This is a genomic window from Rhodococcus mengyinensis, from assembly GCF_048381435.1.
Taxonomy (GTDB): Bacteria; Actinomycetota; Actinomycetes; order Mycobacteriales; family Mycobacteriaceae; genus Rhodococcus_F; species Rhodococcus_F opacus_D.
In genome coordinates this window covers 1-17341 of sequence record NZ_JBLWIT010000057.1, presented here as the reverse complement: position 1 = coordinate 17341, position 17341 = coordinate 1, and the positions used below count along the sequence as shown (strand labels likewise).

Below are 17341 nucleotides of genomic sequence, written 5' to 3'. Positions count from 1 at the left end.
CCCACTACAGGAGATCACCCCATCGTCATGAACAGCATCGGCACGGAACTCGACACCCCCTGGTCCCACGAGCTGTGGCGCAGCACGCTGCTCACGGAACCGCATCGTCTCGACACCGGCGTCGCGCGCCACTACGCGTCCGCGCTGCCGATCAGCTACGCCACCGAAACCGATCCGGCACAGGCGATCCGCGACGTCGCCGAGGTGGAGCGCCTCGACGTCGACAGTGTGGCGCTGACGTTCACCACCACCGAGGCGTCCGCGCCGTACGAGAACCTCAAGATCTACGCGGTCGGGAAACCCGCGCCGCTCAACGAGGTTCTGCCGATCCTGTCCAGCCTCGGTGTCAACGCGCTCGACGAACGGCCGGCCGCGCTGACCCGCCCGGACGGGCATCGGGCCTGGATCTACGACCTCACAGTCGATCTGGTCGCCGTGACGGACGGTCACGGGGTGACCCGGGACAGCCGGATCGCCGACGCGTTCCGGGCGGCGTGGACGGGTGAGACCGAGGTCGACGGGTTCAACGCGCTCGTCCTGCACGCCGGGCTGGGCTGGCGTCAGGTGACCGTCCTCCGCGCGTACGCCGCCTACCTGCGTCAGGCCGGGCTTCCGTACAGCCGCAGCAACGTCGAACGAGTCCTGCTGAGCAACAGTGCAATCACGCAACTCCTCGTGGAGTTGCACGCGCTCCGCCTCGACCCGGGGATCGAACGCGACGCCGCAGCGGAAGACGCGCTCGAGGGCCGCATCGTCGACGCGATCGACGCCGTCGCCGGAATCGACGCCGACCGGATCCTGCGGGCACTGCTGTCCCTGGTCCTCGCCACCACCCGGACCACCTACTACGCCGGTGACCGTCGGCCAGCGCGCGCTCTCGCGTTCAAATTCGATTCCTCGTCGATCGACGAATTGCCGCTGCCCCGGCCGAAATACGAGGCCTACGTGTACTCGCCCCGGGTGGAGGGCGTGCACCTGCGATTCGACGACGTCGCCCGCGGCGGCATCCGGTGGTCGGATCGCCGCGACGACTTCCGCACCGAGATCCTCGGACTCGTCAAGGCGCAGGCGGTCAAGAACGCCGTCATCGTCCCCGCGGGAGCAAAGGGCGGCTTCGTCGTCAAGAACCCGCCCGTGCCGACCGGTGACGCCGCCGCCGACCGGCAGGCGACGGCGTCGGCGGGCATCTCCTGCTACCGCGAGTTCATCTCGAGCCTCCTCGACATGACGGACAACCTCGACATCACGACCCGGAAGGTGATCGCGCCGGCGGGCATCGTCCGGCGTGACGGTGACGACACGTACCTCGTGGTCGCCGCGGACAAAGGGACAGCGGCGTTCTCGGACGTCGCCAACGCGATCGCACTCGAGCGCGGGTACTGGCTCGGCGACGGATTCGCGTCCGGCGGATCCGTCGGCTACGACCACAAGGCGATGGGCATCACCGCCCGCGGCGCGTGGGAAAGTGTCATGCAGCACTTCCGCGAGATGGGCGTCGACACCCGCACCGACGACTTCACCGTCGTCGGCGTCGGAGACATGAGCGGCGACGTCTTCGGAAACGGGATGCTGCTCAGCCCCCACATCCGCCTGCTCGCGGCATTCGACCATCGGCACGTCTTCATCGACCCCGATCCCGACCCGCAGCGGTCGTGGGACGAGCGGGCACGGCTCTTCGGGCTCGGCAGGTCGAGTTGGAAGGACTACGACAAGGCGGTCCTCAGTGACGGCGCGATGATCGTCGAACGGTCGGCGAAGTCGGTTCGGCTGACACCGCAGGCCCGGCGCGTTCTCGGAATCGACGACGATCGGGCCCTCACCACCGTCGAACTCGTGCGTGCCGTCCTCGGTGCGCCCGCCGACCTGCTGTGGAACGGCGGCGTCGGCACGTACGTCAAGGCGACGACGGAGAGCCACGCGGACGTCGGCGACAAGTCGAACGACGCGGTCCGGCTCGACGCGCCCGAACTGCGGGTCCGGGTGGTCGGCGAAGGCGGCAACCTCGGGCTGACCCAGCTCGGGCGGATCGAGTACGCGCGCAACGGCGGTCGCGTCAACACCGACGCGCTCGACAACTCCGCCGGCGTCGACTGCTCGGACCACGAGGTCAACATCAAGATCGCCCTGGCGGGCGCGACCGCCGACAACACCCTCACCGCGCAGGACCGGCGAACGCTGCTGTCCGACATGACCGACGACGTCAGCAGGCTCGTCCTCGCCGACAATCGCAGCCAGAACGAGATGATGAGCCTGAACCGGGCGCAGGCCGGCACCCTCGTCAGCTTCCACTCCCGCATGGTCGACGACCTGGAACGGCGCGGACACGTGGACCGCGCGATCGACGTGCTCCCGACGTCCGCGCAGTTCGGCGCGCTCGAACGTGAGCAGAAGGGGTTGACGAGCCCGGAGCTGGCGCAGCTCACCGCGCAGGTCAAGCGATTCATCAAGAGCGAGGTGTCGGGCACGACCCTCCCCGACAACGGGGTCTACGCCGGCCGGCTTCACAACTACTTCCCGCCGCGCCTCGGCCGGGAGTTCGCGCACACGGTCGCCGCGCATCCGCTGCGCCGGGAGATCGTCACGACGTCGGTCGTCAACGACATGGTCGACCGGGCGGGGATGACGTACGCCTTCCGGCTGCGGGAGGAGACGGGCGCCGACTCCGCGGAGGCGGTGAACGCCTTCACCGCGGTCGCCGAGATCTTCGACCTCGGAGCGACTTTCGAGCGGATCAGGGCAACGGCCGACACCACTCCGACGGCCGGGACGAACGCACTGACGGTGCAGACCCAGCGACTGATCGACCGCGCGTCGCGGTGGCTGACCACGCACCGGCCGCAACCGTTGCCGCTCGAGGCCACCATCGCCCGCTACCAGCCGGTCGTCCGCGACCTCGGGCCGCGCGTGCGGGAATGGTTACGGGGCGACGAGATCAGCGCGGTGGAGCGGCGCACCGAGGCCCTCACATCGCGTGGGGCGGAGACCGGGCTGGCCGCGGACGTGGCGGACCTCCTGCACACGTACTGCCTCCTCGACATCGTGGACATCGCGGAGATCTCGCAGCACCGCCCCGAGGACGTCGCCGAACTGTACTTCGCGCTGTCGGCGCACCTGCACATCAACACCGCACTGACCGCAGTCACGGCTCTCCCCCGGCTGGACCGCTGGCACGCCCTCGCCCGCCTGGCCCTGCGCGACGACCTCTACAGCTCACTGCGCGCCATCACCCTCGACGCGCTGTCCGTGAGCGAACCCGGCGAGGACGCGGCCGACAAGGTCGACCAGTGGGAACAGCACAACGCCGCCCGGCTCTCCCGCGCGCGTGCGCTGCTGACCGAGATCGAGTCGGAGGTCGCCACCGAACCCACGCTGGCGCTGATCTCCGTCGCGGCCAGGCGGATCCGGGCGATGACGCGGTAGGCGCTTCGCGCCCGTGCGCCTTTCTGGTTGTTCCAGCTACCAAAAAGGCACACAGGCCGCGGAGCGGCCTACAGCACCTGGGACAGGAACTGCTGCAGCCGTTCGGTTTCGGGCTTGTCGAACAGCTGGTCCGGCTTCCCGGTCTCGACGACGGCGCCGTGATCCATGAACAGCACCGTGTCGGACACCTCGCGGGCGAAGCCCATCTCGTGGGTGACGACGACCATCGTCATGCCGCCCTTGGCGAGGTCGGCCATCAGCGCGAGGACGCCCTTCACCAGTTCGGGGTCGAGTGCCGAGGTGGCCTCGTCGAAGAACATGACCTCGGGCTTCATCGCGAGGGCGCGGGCGATCGCGACGCGCTGCTGCTGTCCGCCCGACAGGTTGCCGGGCCGGGAGTCGGCCTTGTTGGCGAGCCCGACGAGTTCGAGCTGCTCGAGCGCCAGCGACCGCGCCTCGTCCTTGGACATCCCCTTGAGTTTGCGGGGTCCGAGGGCGATGTTGTCGACGACGGTCTTGTGCGGGAACAGGTTGAAGTGCTGGAACACCATGCCGATGCGCTGCCGCAGCTTGTCCGGGTTGTCCTTCAGCACCGACTTGCCGTCGAGCAGGACGTCGCCCTGGTCGGGTTCGTGGAGTCGGTTGAGGACCCGCAGCAGGGTGGACTTTCCGGAGCCGGACGGTCCGATCACGGTGACGGTGTCGCCGGCGTCGACGTGGAGGTCGACGCCGCGGAGCACCTTGTTGGTGCCGAATGCGAGATGCAGGTCGGTGCCAGTGAGAGAGACGGCCATCGCCTTATCCCCTTTCCACGACGATGGACTGTTCCACCGGGTCGAGCGTGCCGGACGTGTCGGCGCGGCCGGTGCGCAGACGGTTGTCGATGTAGTTGACGAGGTGGGTCAGCGGAATCGTCATCGCCAGGTAGAACAGGCCGGCGGCGACGAGCGGCGACAGGTTACCGGTCTGCGCGTTGAGGTCGCGGCCGACGGCGAACAGTTCCCGCTGGCTGACGAGCAGGCCGAGGAAGTAGATCAGCGACGAGTCCTTGATGAGGGAGATGAACTGGTTCATCAGCGCGGGCAGCACCCGTCGCACACCCTGCGGGACGACGACGAGCGTCATCGACTTCCGGTAGCTGAAGCCGAGTGCCCGGGACGCCTCGAGCTGTCCGGGTTCGACGCTCTGGATGCCGGACCGGAAGATCTCACCGATGTAGGCGGACGCGAGCAGTGACAGCGCGGCGGCACCGAGCCAGTAGGGGTTGTTGCCGGTGAGTCCCTTGACGATGGGTCCGGCGCCGAGTCCGACGATGAGGATGATGACGACGGCGGGCAGCCCGCGGAACACGTCCGTGTAGATGCGGGCGGGCCAGCGGAGCCAGCGGGTGCGGGAGATGCCGGCCATCGCGAGCAGCATGCCGAGGACGGTGCCGACGATGCCCGACGCCAGCGCGAGGATCAACGTGTTCGGCAGACCGGTCTTGAGCAGATCGGGGAACGCCCGCGTGTAGAGGTCCCAGTTGAAGAACGTGTCCTTCAGCTGCTGGAGTGTCGACTTGGGCTCCGCGACCGGGGTTTCGGTCGTGTTCTGCGAGTTCTGGGCGGCGAGCGCGGCGAAGTCGGGCAGGTCGGGCACCGGCGCCGCCTTGCTGCCGGGCTTCCAGCCCTCGGGCAGTTCGCGGGGCACCCAGTCGGAGTACAGCTGCGCCCAGGTGCCGTCGGCGATGACGGCGTCGAGCCCGGAGTTGAGGGCGTCGATGAGCGGCTGGTTCTCCTTGTTGACGGCCCAGCCCACGAAGTTGTTGACGCTGAAGGTGTTCTCGACGATCGACGTGGGATCGCCCGGCGCGATGGCGCCCTCGGCCTGCTGGGACGGCGCCACCCAGGCGTCGATCTGCCCGGACTTCAGGTTTGCGTAGGCGGTGGCGTAGTCGGGGAACTTCACCGGGTTCAGCTTCAGCGTGTTCACGACGTAGTCGTCCTGGACGGTGCCCTGGACGACACCGATCCGAGTGGTCGCGGTCAGGTCGTCGAAGCCCTGGATCGGGCCGCCGTTGGGAACGACGAGGGAGAAGTAGCCGAAGTCGTAGCCGTTGGTGAAGCCGACGGTGTTGCGGCGCTCGTCCGTCGTCGTGATGGAGGAGGATCCGACGTCGAAGCGGCGCCCGGCCACCTGGGCGAGCAGTCCGGCGAACTCGGTGCCAACGAAGTCGACGCGCAGGCCGAGCTTGTCGGCGACGGCCTTCAGCAGTTCGTTGTCGTAGCCGGTGAACTGGTTCTCGGAGTTCACGCAGATGCTCGGCGGTGCGTCGGACAGCGTGCCGACGGTGAGCACACCGGGGGTGATGAGGTTCAGCTTCGACGAGTCGATCTGGTCGATCGGGGTGGTCGACGGCGTGGTGTAGCGGTCCTCGGCCGCGGCGCCTGCGGCGGCGAGGTTGGTCGGGGCGGCGGTGGCCGCGCCCACGCCGGGTGGCGAACACAGATCCTGTGGTGCCGCCCCGGACGTTTCCCCGTCACTCGAACACGACGACAGGGTCAGCGCCAGCAGGGCGGTGAGCAGTAGCGCCACCACCACACGGATCTTCGCTCCGACGGAAGAAAACATGGTGAGCAGCGTAACCCTGGCGGTCGGTATTTCCGGGGTCGGAGGACGTCGGGGGCGACGGCCGTCACTCTCCTTGTTTGTCATACAAACAAAGTCGAGTTATTGTTTGTATGACAAACAAGTAGGAGGCAGTCATGGTGCCGCAGACGGGCCGAGCAGCGCGAGCCACCCGGGAGTCCGGTCGCCAGACCCGCGACGCCCTGTTCACCGCCGCCACCGAACTGTTTCTCGAGCACGGCGAGGGCGTCCCGATCACGCAGATCTGCGCCGCCGCCGGAGCCCACCCCAACCAGGTCACCTACTACTACGGTTCCAAGGAACGGCTCTTCGTCGAGGTCGCGTGTGCTGCCGTGCTGCGCGCCGGCAAGCGGGCCGAGGACGACGCGGCGACGGCGGAGACCGTCGGCGACTACACGGAGAAACTCGTCGGCTCCCTGCTCGGGCCGGGCGCCCCCAGCGTCGAACTCTTCACGTCGGCGATGCTGATGACGGGACGCCGCAGTGAACTGCGCGACCTCATCACCGACACCCTCCGGACCCTGCACTCGTCGGGCGAGGACGCGCTGATCCGCACCCTGATGCGCACCGGCTGGCAACTGCGCGCCGGCATCGACGTCGAATCGAAGGCGTTCTGGTCGGCGATTTTCGGACTGGTGATCCAGAAGACCGCCACCGGTGAGAGCTTCGGCTACTCGCTCGAGGAGGCCGTCGCCGTCATCTTCGCGAACCTGCAGATCCCCGAGACCGTCCGCAACACCTCCATCGACTGACCTTCTCTCCTCCAAGGAGCGCGATGAACATCGTTCGCGTATTCGACAGCAACGCCCGGAAGGCGCCCGACGAGGCGTTTCTCCATTTCCAGGGTCGCGACCATACGTATGGTTCCGTGCAGGACGGCAGCCGCCGGGCCGCCGCCCTGCTGCGGACACTGGGGGTCGAGCACGGCGACCGCGTCGCTCTGATGTGTTTCAACACCCCCGGATTCGTCTACGCGATGCTCGGCGCCTGGCGCATCGGCGCGGTGGTGGTGCCGGTCAACCACAAGATGCAGGCACCCGAGGTGGACTACATCCTGCGGCACGCGCAGGTGAAGGTATGCGTCTTCGACGGCGCACTCGCACCCGTCATCGAGCGACTCGAGACGCCGGTGCAGCTGCTGTCCACCGACACCACCGTGGCGGGCCACGCCTTCTTCGACGACGCAATCGCGGACCTGGACGGCATCGACGGCATCGAGCCGGACGAGAACGACCCCGCCGAAATCCTCTACACGTCCGGCACCACCGGCGCGCCCAAGGGCTGCGTGCACAGCCACCGCAACGTCGTGCTCGTGGCGACCACGGCGGCCCTCGGTCTGTCGATCACCCGTGACGAGCGACTGCTGATGGCCGTCCCGATCTGGCACGCGTCGCCGCTCAACAACTGGCTGATGGCGACGCTGTACATGGGCGGCACCGTCGTGCTCGTCCGCGAGTACCACCCCGTCCACTTCCTGGAAGCGATACAGCAGCAACGCATTACACTGTGCTTCGGTCCGCCGGTCATCTACACCACGGCACTGAATGCGGTGCCGGACTTCACCGACTACGACCTCTCCAGCGTCCGGGCCTGGCTCTACGGCGGCGGCCCGATCGGCGCCGATGTGGCGCGCCGACTCGTCGAGTCGTACCGGACCACCCGCTTCTACCAGGTGTACGGGATGACGGAGACCGGTCCCGTGGGGGCCGTCCTCTACCCGGAGGAACAGCTCGCGAAGGCCGGCTCGATCGGCCGGGCGGCGCTCGCCGGAGTCGATATGCGCCTGGCCGGCCCCGAGGGCGTCGGCGTGCCTGCCGGCGAGATCGGCGAGATCTGGCTGCGCACCGAGACCGTCATGCAGGGCTACCTCGACGACCCCGGCGCCACCGCCGCGGTGTTCGCCGACGGCGGCTGGTACCGCACAGGCGATCTCGCACGCAAGGACGACGACGGCTACCTCTTCATCGTCGACCGGGCGAAAGACATGATCATCACCGGCGGCGAGAACGTCTATTCCAAGGAAGTCGAGGACGCCATCTCCGGCCATCCCGACGTCGTGGACGTCGCGGTGGTGGGGCGGCCGCACCCCGAGTGGGGTGAGACCGTCGTCGCGCACGTCGTGTGGCGCGAACCGGACGTCGTGGGTGCCGACGACATCCGCGCCTACCTGTCGGACAAGCTGGCGCGCTACAAGATTCCGCGCGACTACGTCTTCGCCACCGTGCTGCCCCGCACCCCCACCGGCAAGATCCAGAAGCACCTGATCCGCTCCGCGAGCTGACTCACGAAAGACACTGCCATGACTATATTTTCCGACACGAACGTCACCCATCCCGCACCCCACCGGACGCACACCGTGCTCAACCAGTCGGCGCCCCGCGCCGACGTCAACGAGTTCACCCTCGACACGGTGCTGTCCGAGGGCGTGCGCCGCCACGACGCAGACTGGGCCACAGGCGAACTCATTGACATCGGTGCACTCGTCGGCAGCGCCACGTTCCAGCACGACGCCGAACTCGCCAACACGATCATCCCCGAACTGAAGACGTTCGACCGCTGGGGCAACCGGATCGACGAGGTCGAATACCACCCCGCGTACCACCGGATCATCTCCGCGGCAGTCGCGCACGGGGCGCACACGTCGGCGTGGGCCGACCCGAAGCCCGGCGCGAACGTCGCTCGCGCAGCGGCATTCATGATGTTCGCGCAGATCGAACCCGGACACTCCTGCCCAATCTCGATGACCAACGCCGTCATCCCCTCCCTCGACCTGCAACCCGACGTCGCCACGATCTGGAAACCGCGCGCGCTGTCCCGCAGCTACACCCCCGAACTCGACGCACCCGGCAAGGCGTCCGCGATCTTCGGCATGTCCATGACGGAGAAGCAGGGCGGCTCCGACGTCCGGGCCAACACCACCGTCGCGACACCCGCCGGACGCGGCGGTCCCGGCGCCGACTACCTGCTGACCGGGCACAAGTGGTTCTGCTCCGCTCCGATGTCCGACGCGTTCCTCGTCCTCGCGCAGGCGGAAGGCGCGGGCGGCGTAGGTCTCTCGTGCTTCCTGCTGCCCCGCATCCTCCCGGACGGCACCCGCAACGTCTTCCGCATCCAGCGGCTGAAGAACAAGCTGGGCAACAAGTCCAACGCGTCATCCGAGATCGAAATAGACGGCACAGTCGGCGTCATGGTCGGCGAACCGGGGCGTGGCGTCCGCACCATCATCGAGATGGTCGCGCGCACCCGCCTCGACTGCGTGCTCGGCAGCACCGCCGGAATGCGGCAGTCCGTCGCCGAGGCGGTGTGGCACGCCAGTCACCGCTCCGCGTTCGGGAAGGTCCTGGCCGATCAGCCCGCGATGACATCGGTGCTGGCCGACCTTGCACTGGAGTCGGAGGCGGCCACCGTCACCGCGCTGCGCCTCGCCCGGGCACACGACGAGGACGCGAGCGAACAGGAACGCAGCTTCCGCCGGCTCGCGACCGCGGTCGCGAAGTACTGGATCTGCAAGCGCGGCCCGCACCACGCGTACGAGGCACTGGAATGCCTGGGCGGCAACGGGTATACCGAGGACTTCCCGCTCGCCCGCCGCTACCGGGAGCAGCCCGTCATGGCCGTGTGGGAGGGGTCGGGCAACGTTATCGCCCTCGACGTCCTGCGCGCGATGACCCGCGAACCCGACAGCGTCGACGCGTTCGACGCCGAGGTGAACCTGGCCCGCGGCAGCAACGCGGTGCTCGACGAGCACCTCGACCGGGTCCGTCGTCAGCTCGGCGAACTCGCCACCGAGGACCCTGCCCGCGCCCAGTTGCGCGCCCGCACCGTCGTCGAATCGATGGCCCTCGCACTCCAGGCGTCGCTGCTGATCCGGTTCTCGCCTGCCGCCGTCGCCGATGCATTCGTCGACGCCCGCCTCGGCCCCGACCGCACGCACGAGTACGGCACCCTCTCCCCCTCCGCCGATCTCGTGTCCATCCTCAGTCGGGCGTAGGCGGCTCCGCCGCCCGTGCGCCTTTTTGGTAGCTGGAACAACCAGAAAGGCGCACAAGCCCGGAGGGCCTACTTCAGCACCGTCGGCCCCAAGAACTCGCACACCTGCAGGGCGAGAGCGAGATCCAGCTTGCTGTGTGTGCCGGTGGCGGGGTCGCCGAGGGCTTTGGTGATGCGGTATTTGACGGTGTTGCGGTGGAGGTTCATCTGCTGGGCGGTGTGGAGGTGGCTTTCGCCGGTCGCGAAGTAGGTGCTGAGCGTGGACCGCAGTGTCGCGGCCTGGTCGGTGTTCTCCGCGAGCGGGCCGAGGACCTCCCACACCCAGGCCCGGGTGGAGTCCAGGTTCTCGGCGAGGAGCGAGACGACGGCGACGCCGCGGTCGCCGAAGCCGACGATCGGCCGGGCCGGGGTGTTGGGCACTGTGGCGACGGAGTAGGCGGCACGGGCTTGTTCGTGTGACCGCCGGAATCCCGCGACCCCGGTCGCGGGCAGTCCGATCGCGGTCCGGATACCGGGGTTCGCGGGCAGGGCCGCGGCGAGTTCGGTGGTGTCGAGGACGGGTTTCCGGCGGCCGAAAGGGAGCCAGGCCCACAGGGTTCGGCGGTCGATGGCGGTGACGATGGGTGCGGAGTCGGTGGCGAGGTGGCGGGCGAGGTCCCGGACGTAGTGGTCGAGTGCGTTGAGGCTCGCCTCGGTGTCGGGACCGGTGGACCACAGGATCATCGCGACGTGCGTCTGCTCGAGCCGGTAGTGGGTTTCGGCCTCGAACGCGGACCCGTCATTGCCCGTTCCGGTGAGGAGGGTGTGGATGGTCGACGAGTGGACGTTGCCGCGGGCGCCCAGCCACCGTCGGCGTTCCTGCTCGTAGGCGTCGAACACGTAGAGGGTGATCCAGTCGATGTAGCTGTACACGACCTCCGAAATATGTTTGAGCACAGCGAGGGTCAGCGGTCCGGACAGTTGGAGGGCGCTGACCTCGTCGTAGCAGATCTTGATGAGGTCGTCCTGGCCCATGTGGTACGCGCGGACCAGCGAGTTCGACGACACGTCGCGTTGCGCCAGTCGCAGCGCGTACTCCACGGCGGCGGTGGTGGGCTGCAAATGGTCGACGGGAATGTCGTTGGCGAGGACGTGCACGATCGTCGAGACGTTGCCGTTCACGCTCGCCTCGAGCAGTTCGACGAGTTGCGGGTCTTCGTCGAGTTGGTCGATCTCGTGCGCGAGCAGTGCGCTCATCGTGCGGGTGATCTCCGCCTGCCGCGCATCGAGTTTCCGGGCGATGCCGGCGACGATGTCGAGGACCTCGGCGTCCGCCATCGCGGGCACCCGCGCCATGCGGCGCCTGGCGCCGGCGCCGCGGTCGCCGGGGGCGGGACTGCTCACAGCACGTCCCCTCCGCCCTTGCGCAGATAGCGCAGGGCCGATTGCGCCGCGTTGTATCCGCACATCCCGTGTGCCCCGGCGCCGGGCGGTGTGGAGGCCGAACACAGGTAGGTGCCGGGGACCCCGGTGCTGTACGGGTCGAGGGCGATGCGCGGACGCAGCACGACCTGGGTTTCGGTGTTCGCCCCGCCGATGATGTCGCCGCCGACGTAATTGGGATTCGACGCGGCCAGACGAGCCGGTCCGCTGCTGACCGTGGCGACGATGCGGTCCCGGAAACCGGGGGCGAATCGCTCGATCTGTGCGGTGATCGCCTCGGTCGCGTCGCCCGTGTAGCCTTGCGGCACATGGGCGTACGCGTACAGCGGATGCAGATCGCCGTTCGACCGACCGGGATCGGCGAGGTACTGCTGACCGAGGAGCACGAACGGCCGCTCCGGCATCCGGCCCGCCACGACGTCGCGCTCGGCGGCCGCGATCTCGGCGAAATTGCCACCCAGGTGGACGGTTCCGGCGCGTCCACATTCAGGGTCCGCCCACGGCACCCCGCCCTGGATGGCGAAGTCGACCTTGAACGCGGCGGGCGCGTGCTTGAACCGGCGGTACGCGCGGGCCACCCGGTCGGGCAGGCGGGCGCCCAGGATGCCGAGCGCCGCGGACGGCGCGACGTCCAGCAGGACGACGTCGGCGGGCGGGAGTTCGGTCCACTCGCGGACGTGGACACCGGTGGTGATCTTGCCGCCCCGGTCGGTCAGCAGGGCAGCGAGTGCGCCGGTGATCGACTGCGATCCGCCCTCGGCGACCGGCCACCCGTAGCGGTGCCCAGCGGCGATGATCATCATCCCGACCGCGGACGTCGCGGGCCGGTCGAGCCGGTAGTACGCGTGTGCGGCGGCGCCGCCGAACAGTGCGCGGGCCTTGTCGGTGCGCCACCAGCGGGCCGTCACGGCGGCCGGGAGCAGCGCCCGGGGCCCGAAGCCGGCGAGCCGCAGCGGGTGCCGGGGCACGTTCGCGATCGGACGCATGAGGTCGGCGGCCAGGTCGTCGAAGCCGTCGGCGAGTCCGCCGAACATGCGCTGCCAGCGGCCGCCGTCCTCGCCGAGTCCGGCGGCGGTGGCCGCGATCGACCGGTACAGCAACCCTGCCTCTCCGGAGTCGAGGGGGTGGGCGCAGTCGATCTCCGGCCACTTCCACGTCAACCCGTACCGGCCGAGGTCGAGGGTCTGCAAATACGGCGATCCGGCACCCATCGGGTGGAACGCCGAGCACTCGTCGTGCAGCAGTCCGGGGACGGTGAGTTCGCCGGAGCGGGTGCCGCCGCCGATGGTGTCGGCGGCCTCGAGGACCTGGACGTCGACGCCGTGCCGGGCGAGGTGGACCGCGGCAGCGAGCCCGTTGGGCCCACTGCCGACCACGACTGCGGTGGTCACGGCCGCACCACCAGATCTGTCTTCTGCATCTTCGCCTCCCGGGTCCGCACGTTCGAGCCGTCTCCGTCCAGTGTCCACTGCACGTCGAACGGAATGGGACCGTTCGGCAGCCACGGCTGTTCGTTGATCGCGTCGGACACCCTGTACGTTCCCCGCTCGATGACACCGAGCGCGGCGTCGATCACCTTGTACTGCTGAGTGCCCTTGTGGATGGGCTGCGATTCGATCCAGGCGACGATGAACTCGCCGGGCGCGAAGTTGCAACGCCGCTGGAGTGCGGCGATCAGGAACTCGTTGTGCAGGTGACCGTCACCGAAATTGAACGCCACCAGCGAGTTGCAGCTGAACTCGGCCTCGCGCAGCGAGTAGGTATCGATGTCGTCGCCGAGGTGGCGCATCATCAGCGAGAACAACGCCCGTCCCTGGCTGTGCATCGACCGCCAGCCGAGCAGCTGGTGCATCACCACGTCCGCGACCTCGGGCGGGTAGGTGGCGAGCAGCTGGGTGCGCGTGTTCTTGCTGGGACGGATGATGTGCTCGTCGAGCTTCTCCTCGGCGCCCGGTGCGAAGGCCCAGGTGGCGGACGCCCAGTTGCCGGCGTACTGACGCATCGACGGCAGGAACGAGACGAGGTCGGGGCGCAAGTTGCCGAGGATCGGGAAGAAAACCAGGGCAGCGACGATCACCGCGGTCAACCACACCGACGACATGTCGGCGACGCCGTACCCGTCCCAGGCGGGGAATCCGAGGAACAGGAAGATCGACGCGTAGGCGAACAGCAGGTTCCACTCGAGCGGCACCGCCAGCGGGAACGTGGACAGGATGAACAGGTGGAACGCGACCATCAGCGCGACCGCGAGCAGCGTCAGCGTGCGGTTGGTGGAGAACAGCAGCACCAGCGGGGTCACCACCTCCACGACCGTCCCGAGAACATGGGCGACACCACCGGCGACGATCGACGGCCGCAGGTCCTCGGGGAAGTTGCGGTAGTGCGCGCGCTTGATCTTCTTGAACGGCATCCACGGGGTGTTGCTCAGCATCGGCGGCACCACCATCGAGAAGTGGTGTCCGAGCTTGGAGACGCCCGCCCCGACCCACACCGAGACGATCAGCAGCTTCAGCGCGATGATCATGTCGACGAACGGCAGGACCCCGAAGAAGACGATCGCGGGCAGGTACTGCTCGCTGCGGGCGGCGATGAAGATGACCTTGTCGCGCAGGCCGATCAGCACCAGCAGCGCGATCAGCGGAAACAGCACCGCGGGGCGGACGAGTCCGGAGTTGTCGGTGAGGGCGGCGTCGATCGACGACGTGTGCACGCCCGGAAGTATCAGCGCAACAATGATGTTGACCAGCAGGGCCGCGTAGATCAGGACGTCGCCGACGGTGCGGGTGTCGCCCGAGGTGAACGGCACCTTCCCCGGCCACGGTGGGAGCCGGATGGTGCCGGGGCGCAGCCAGTACAGGATGCCGCCGGTCATCGGCTTGAAGTGGCCGGCGAGCGGACCCCACGAACCGGCGAGACCCACCGCTTCGAGCAGCACCGTCCACAGGATCAGCTTCTGGTAGACGATCGGCTCGTTCCACCAGGCGCCCACGTCGAGGACGTTCAGGCCGGACGTGAACGTCGCCATCGTCAGCCCGATGCCGAGGTAGAGGACGAGCAGTTTCAGAATGTAGATGGTGTGCACCATCTTCGGGGTTCCGAAGCCGTAGTCGACCCAATGGGTCGACATGGCGCGCAGGCGGTCGCGGAACGGAAGGTCGAGGAAGGTGGCGGGGTCGACTTCGGGGAAGTTCCCGGTCTTGAATCCCATGGGAGGCTCCTGAGGGTAGGGGGCATCGCCTCGGGTGCGTCCCGAGGTGTGGAGTGGGTGAAGGTGGTGTCAGCTCACCGATTGCGGTCGGTGCCGGCTCCGCAGTCCCGGCTTGTCGATCTTGCCGACGGGGTTGCGGGGCAGCGCGTCGACGATGTGGATCGCCACCGGCAGTTTGACTTTCGTGAGCCGGCTGCTCAGGTGCTCGGCCAGGACGTCGTGGGTGACGGCAGTGTCCGGGTACGTGACCACGTATGCGACCGGCACCTCGCCGTACACGTCGTGCGGGGCTCCGATCACGGCCGCCTCGAGGACGTCGTCGTGGGTGGCGAGTGCGTTCTCGATCTCCTTGGGGTAGATGTTCTCGCCGCCGCGGATGATCATGTCCTTGATGCGGTCGACGAGGGTGAGGTAGCCGTCGTCGTCGAGTCGGCCGACGTCGCCGGTGTGGAGCCAGCCGTCGACGACGGTGCGTTCCGTTTCCTCGGGGCGGCCGAGGTAGCCGCGCATCACGTTCGCGCCCCGGATCACCACCTCGCCGACCGTTCCCGCAGGCACCGGTGCCCCGGACTCGTCGACGATCGCGATGGTCTGACCCGGCAGCGCGGGGCCGACGGTGCCCAGCTTGCGAACGCCGGCAGGCGGATTGCACGCGGACGCGCACGTACCCTCCGTCAGCCCGTAGCCCTCGACGATGACGAGCCCGAAACGCTGCTCGGCGTGGTCGAGAAGTTCCTTGGAGATCGGTGCGGCCCCGCAGACCGCGAACCGCAGCGAGGAGGTGTCGCCGACAGTGTCCTGGGAGACCAGGAGGGCGTAGATGGTCGGGACTGCGGAGAAGTACGTCGGCCGCAGGCGGGCGACGTCGTCGAAGAACCGGGCCGGTGAGAAGTGTCCGGTGACGCTCAGCTGACCGCCGGCGAGCATCGGGGTCAGGAAGCTGACACAGATCGCGTTGACGTGGAACAGCGGCAGGATCAGGAGGCAGTGGTCGTCGGCGGTCAGCGAGAAATGCTGCACCATCGACGAGCTCATGAACTGCAGGTTGTCGTGGGTGAGCATCACGCCCTTGGGCCGTCCGGTCGACCCGGACGTGTAGATCAGCAGGGCGAGGTCGGCTCCGTCGGCGGTGGTGCCGGGTGCCCAGGCGGGATCGGGGGTGGTCGCCATGTCGTCGACGGCGATCGCCGGACGGCCGCCGGTCGGTGCGCCTGGTCCCTCGTTGACGACGAGAACCGCTGTGGCGTCGTCGATCTGGTACTCCGCCTCGCTGGCGGTGAACGTGGGATTGACCGGGGTCGCGGCCGCACCGATCCGCCAGGAGGCCATCAGGGCGATGAGCAGTTCCGCCCGGTTCGGCAGCATGATCGCGACGACGTCGCCGCGGCCGACACCGTTCTCGGACAACTGTGCGGCGAAGGCGTCGACCCGCTCCGCGAACTGTGCGTAGGTCAGTTCGAGTCGGTCGTCGCGCAGGCATGGCGCATCTCCGTGCTGTGCGGCGAGGCCCCAAGCGAAATAGCCGATGTGCGACACGATTTCGTCCGCCCTTTCGTTGTGGTGTGATCCACAACACTATCGACGGGTTTTCGTGCAAGAAACGGCCTCGGGGGCTCGAGTTCGGTCGGTTCGTTGTCGGTTGAGCACAATCGCGACCGTCCGGGGGTTGACACCGTGCCGCGGGCGTGGTCAATATATGCAAACGCTTAGAAAATAAGCACATGCTTAGAACTGAGGGGCTGCAGGTCCGCACCGACTGCCGTCCACCACGTCAATCGGTAGGAGTTACTCATGCCCGAGGCCGTCATCGTCTCCATCGCCCGTTCCCCGATCGGTCGCGCCATGAAGGGATCGCTCAAGGGCATGCGCCCCGACGACCTCGCCGCGCAGATGGTCCAGGCGGCACTCGACAAGGTGCCCGCGCTCGACCCCACCGACATCAACGACCTCATCCTGGGCTGCGGCCTGCCCGGCGGCGAGCAGGGGTTCAACATGGGCCGCAACGTCGCCGTCCAGCTCGGCTACGACTTCATCCCCGGCACCACCATCACCCGGTACTGTTCGTCGTCGCTGCAGACCACCCGCATGGCACTGCACGCGATCAAGGCCGGTGAGGGCGACGTCTTCATCTCCGCCGGTGTCGAGACCGTGTCCCGGTTCACCGCGGGCAACTCCGACTCGCTGCCCGACACCCAGAACCCGCTGTACGCCGACGCGCAGACCCGCACCGAGAAGCTGGCCCAGGGCGGTCAGCAGTGGGTCGACCCGCGTGAGGAGGGGCTGGTCCCGGACACCTACATCGCGATGGGCCAGACCGCCGAGAACGTCGCCCAGATCACCGGCATCACCCGCGAGGAGCAGGACCGGTGGGCGGTGCGCTCGCAAAACCGCGCCGAGGAGGCCATAGGCGCCGGCTTCTTCGAGCGGGAGATCACCCCGGTGACGCTGCCCGACGGCACCGTCGTGTCGAAGGACGACGGCCCCCGCGCCGGCACCACCTATGAGGCCGTCAGCCAGCTGAAGCCGGTGTTCCGTCCGGACGGCACCGTCACCGCCGGCAACGCGTGCCCGCTCAACGACGGCGCCGCCGCCCTGGTGATCATGTCCGACACCAAGGCCAAGGAGCTGGGGCTGACCCCGCTCGCCCGGATCGTGTCCACCGGGGTGTCCGGT

11 protein-coding genes are annotated in these 17341 nt (G+C 68.2%); 5 read left to right on the top strand and 6 right to left on the bottom strand.

Features of this window, described 5'->3' with window-relative positions; genetic code table 11:
* Positions 1-27 precede the first annotated feature (27 nt).
* Positions 28-3420, top strand: a complete 3393-nt coding sequence (locus tag ACNJ7E_RS11830; protein ID WP_418339973.1) for an NAD-glutamate dehydrogenase domain-containing protein — start codon at positions 28-30, stop codon at positions 3418-3420.
* Positions 3421-3488: 68 nt separating this feature from the next.
* Here ACNJ7E_RS11830 and ACNJ7E_RS11825 read toward each other — a convergent pair whose 3' ends face one another.
* Together ACNJ7E_RS11825 and ACNJ7E_RS11820 are read right to left on the bottom strand one after the other, a co-directional pair.
* Positions 3489-4214, bottom strand: a complete 726-nt coding sequence (locus ACNJ7E_RS11825; RefSeq protein ID WP_005249317.1) for an amino acid ABC transporter ATP-binding protein — start codon at positions 4212-4214, stop codon at positions 3489-3491.
* A 4-nt stretch (positions 4215-4218) separates the two neighbouring features.
* On the bottom strand, positions 4219-6030 hold the full coding sequence (locus ACNJ7E_RS11820; protein ID WP_418339972.1) for an ABC transporter substrate-binding protein/permease: 1812 nt from the start codon (positions 6028-6030) through the stop codon (positions 4219-4221).
* Between the two features lie 134 nt (positions 6031-6164).
* Here ACNJ7E_RS11820 and ACNJ7E_RS11815 point away from each other — a divergent pair, with 134 nt between their 5' ends.
* From ACNJ7E_RS11815 to ACNJ7E_RS11805, 3 genes are read left to right on the top strand one after another with little or no spacing between them, the layout of a single operon-like run.
* The gene (locus ACNJ7E_RS11815; RefSeq protein WP_280779321.1) at positions 6165-6800 is read left to right on the top strand and encodes a TetR/AcrR family transcriptional regulator C-terminal domain-containing protein; all 636 of its coding nucleotides are present in this window, start codon (positions 6165-6167) and stop codon (positions 6798-6800) included.
* Positions 6801-6823: 23 nt separating this feature from the next.
* On the top strand, positions 6824-8329 hold the full coding sequence (locus ACNJ7E_RS11810; RefSeq protein ID WP_418339971.1) for a class I adenylate-forming enzyme family protein: 1506 nt from the start codon (positions 6824-6826) through the stop codon (positions 8327-8329).
* A gap of 18 nt (positions 8330-8347) precedes the next feature.
* The gene (locus ACNJ7E_RS11805) at positions 8348-10039 is read left to right on the top strand and encodes an acyl-CoA dehydrogenase family protein (RefSeq protein WP_418339970.1); all 1692 of its coding nucleotides are present in this window, start codon (positions 8348-8350) and stop codon (positions 10037-10039) included.
* A 68-nt stretch (positions 10040-10107) separates the two neighbouring features.
* On the opposite strand, the gene ACNJ7E_RS11800 is transcribed toward ACNJ7E_RS11805, so the two are convergent.
* The 4 genes from ACNJ7E_RS11800 to ACNJ7E_RS11785 all read right to left on the bottom strand — a co-directional run bounded on the left by ACNJ7E_RS11800 (position 10108) and on the right by ACNJ7E_RS11785 (position 16204).
* Positions 10108-11421 (bottom strand): PucR family transcriptional regulator, encoded by a 1314-nt coding sequence (locus tag ACNJ7E_RS11800; RefSeq protein ID WP_418339969.1) that lies wholly within the window; start codon positions 11419-11421, stop codon positions 10108-10110.
* On the bottom strand, positions 11418-12851 hold the full coding sequence (locus ACNJ7E_RS11795; protein ID WP_418339968.1) for a phytoene desaturase family protein: 1434 nt from the start codon (positions 12849-12851) through the stop codon (positions 11418-11420). The genes ACNJ7E_RS11800 and ACNJ7E_RS11795 overlap by 4 nt, the downstream gene beginning before the upstream one ends.
* Entirely contained in the window at positions 12848-14668 is a 1821-nt protein-coding gene (locus ACNJ7E_RS11790) for a DUF3556 domain-containing protein (protein ID WP_418339967.1), read from the bottom strand. Before ACNJ7E_RS11790 ends, ACNJ7E_RS11795 begins: the two co-directional genes overlap by 4 nt.
* 69 nt (positions 14669-14737) lie before the next feature.
* Positions 14738-16204, bottom strand: a complete 1467-nt coding sequence (locus ACNJ7E_RS11785) for a class I adenylate-forming enzyme family protein (protein WP_418339966.1) — start codon at positions 16202-16204, stop codon at positions 14738-14740.
* 255 nt (positions 16205-16459) lie between these two features.
* On the opposite strand from ACNJ7E_RS11785, the gene ACNJ7E_RS11780 reads away from it, so the two are divergent.
* Positions 16460-17341, top strand: an 882-nt coding sequence (locus tag ACNJ7E_RS11780; protein WP_418339965.1) for an acetyl-CoA C-acyltransferase, incomplete at its 3' end; no start/stop codon positions are given.

Coding starts and splice junctions, on each gene's coding strand:
- ACNJ7E_RS11830 (WP_418339973.1), top strand. CDS start 28: ATGAACAGCATCGGCACGGAACTCGACACCCCCTGGTCCCACGAGCTG.
- ACNJ7E_RS11825 (WP_005249317.1), bottom strand. CDS start 4,214: ATGGCCGTCTCTCTCACTGGCACCGACCTGCATCTCGCATTCGGCACC.
- ACNJ7E_RS11820 (WP_418339972.1), bottom strand. CDS start 6,030: ATGTTTTCTTCCGTCGGAGCGAAGATCCGTGTGGTGGTGGCGCTACTG.
- ACNJ7E_RS11815 (WP_280779321.1), top strand. CDS start 6,165: ATGGTGCCGCAGACGGGCCGAGCAGCGCGAGCCACCCGGGAGTCCGGT.
- ACNJ7E_RS11810 (WP_418339971.1), top strand. CDS start 6,824: ATGAACATCGTTCGCGTATTCGACAGCAACGCCCGGAAGGCGCCCGAC.
- ACNJ7E_RS11805 (WP_418339970.1), top strand. CDS start 8,348: ATGACTATATTTTCCGACACGAACGTCACCCATCCCGCACCCCACCGG.
- ACNJ7E_RS11790 (WP_418339967.1), bottom strand. CDS start 14,668: ATGGGATTCAAGACCGGGAACTTCCCCGAAGTCGACCCCGCCACCTTC.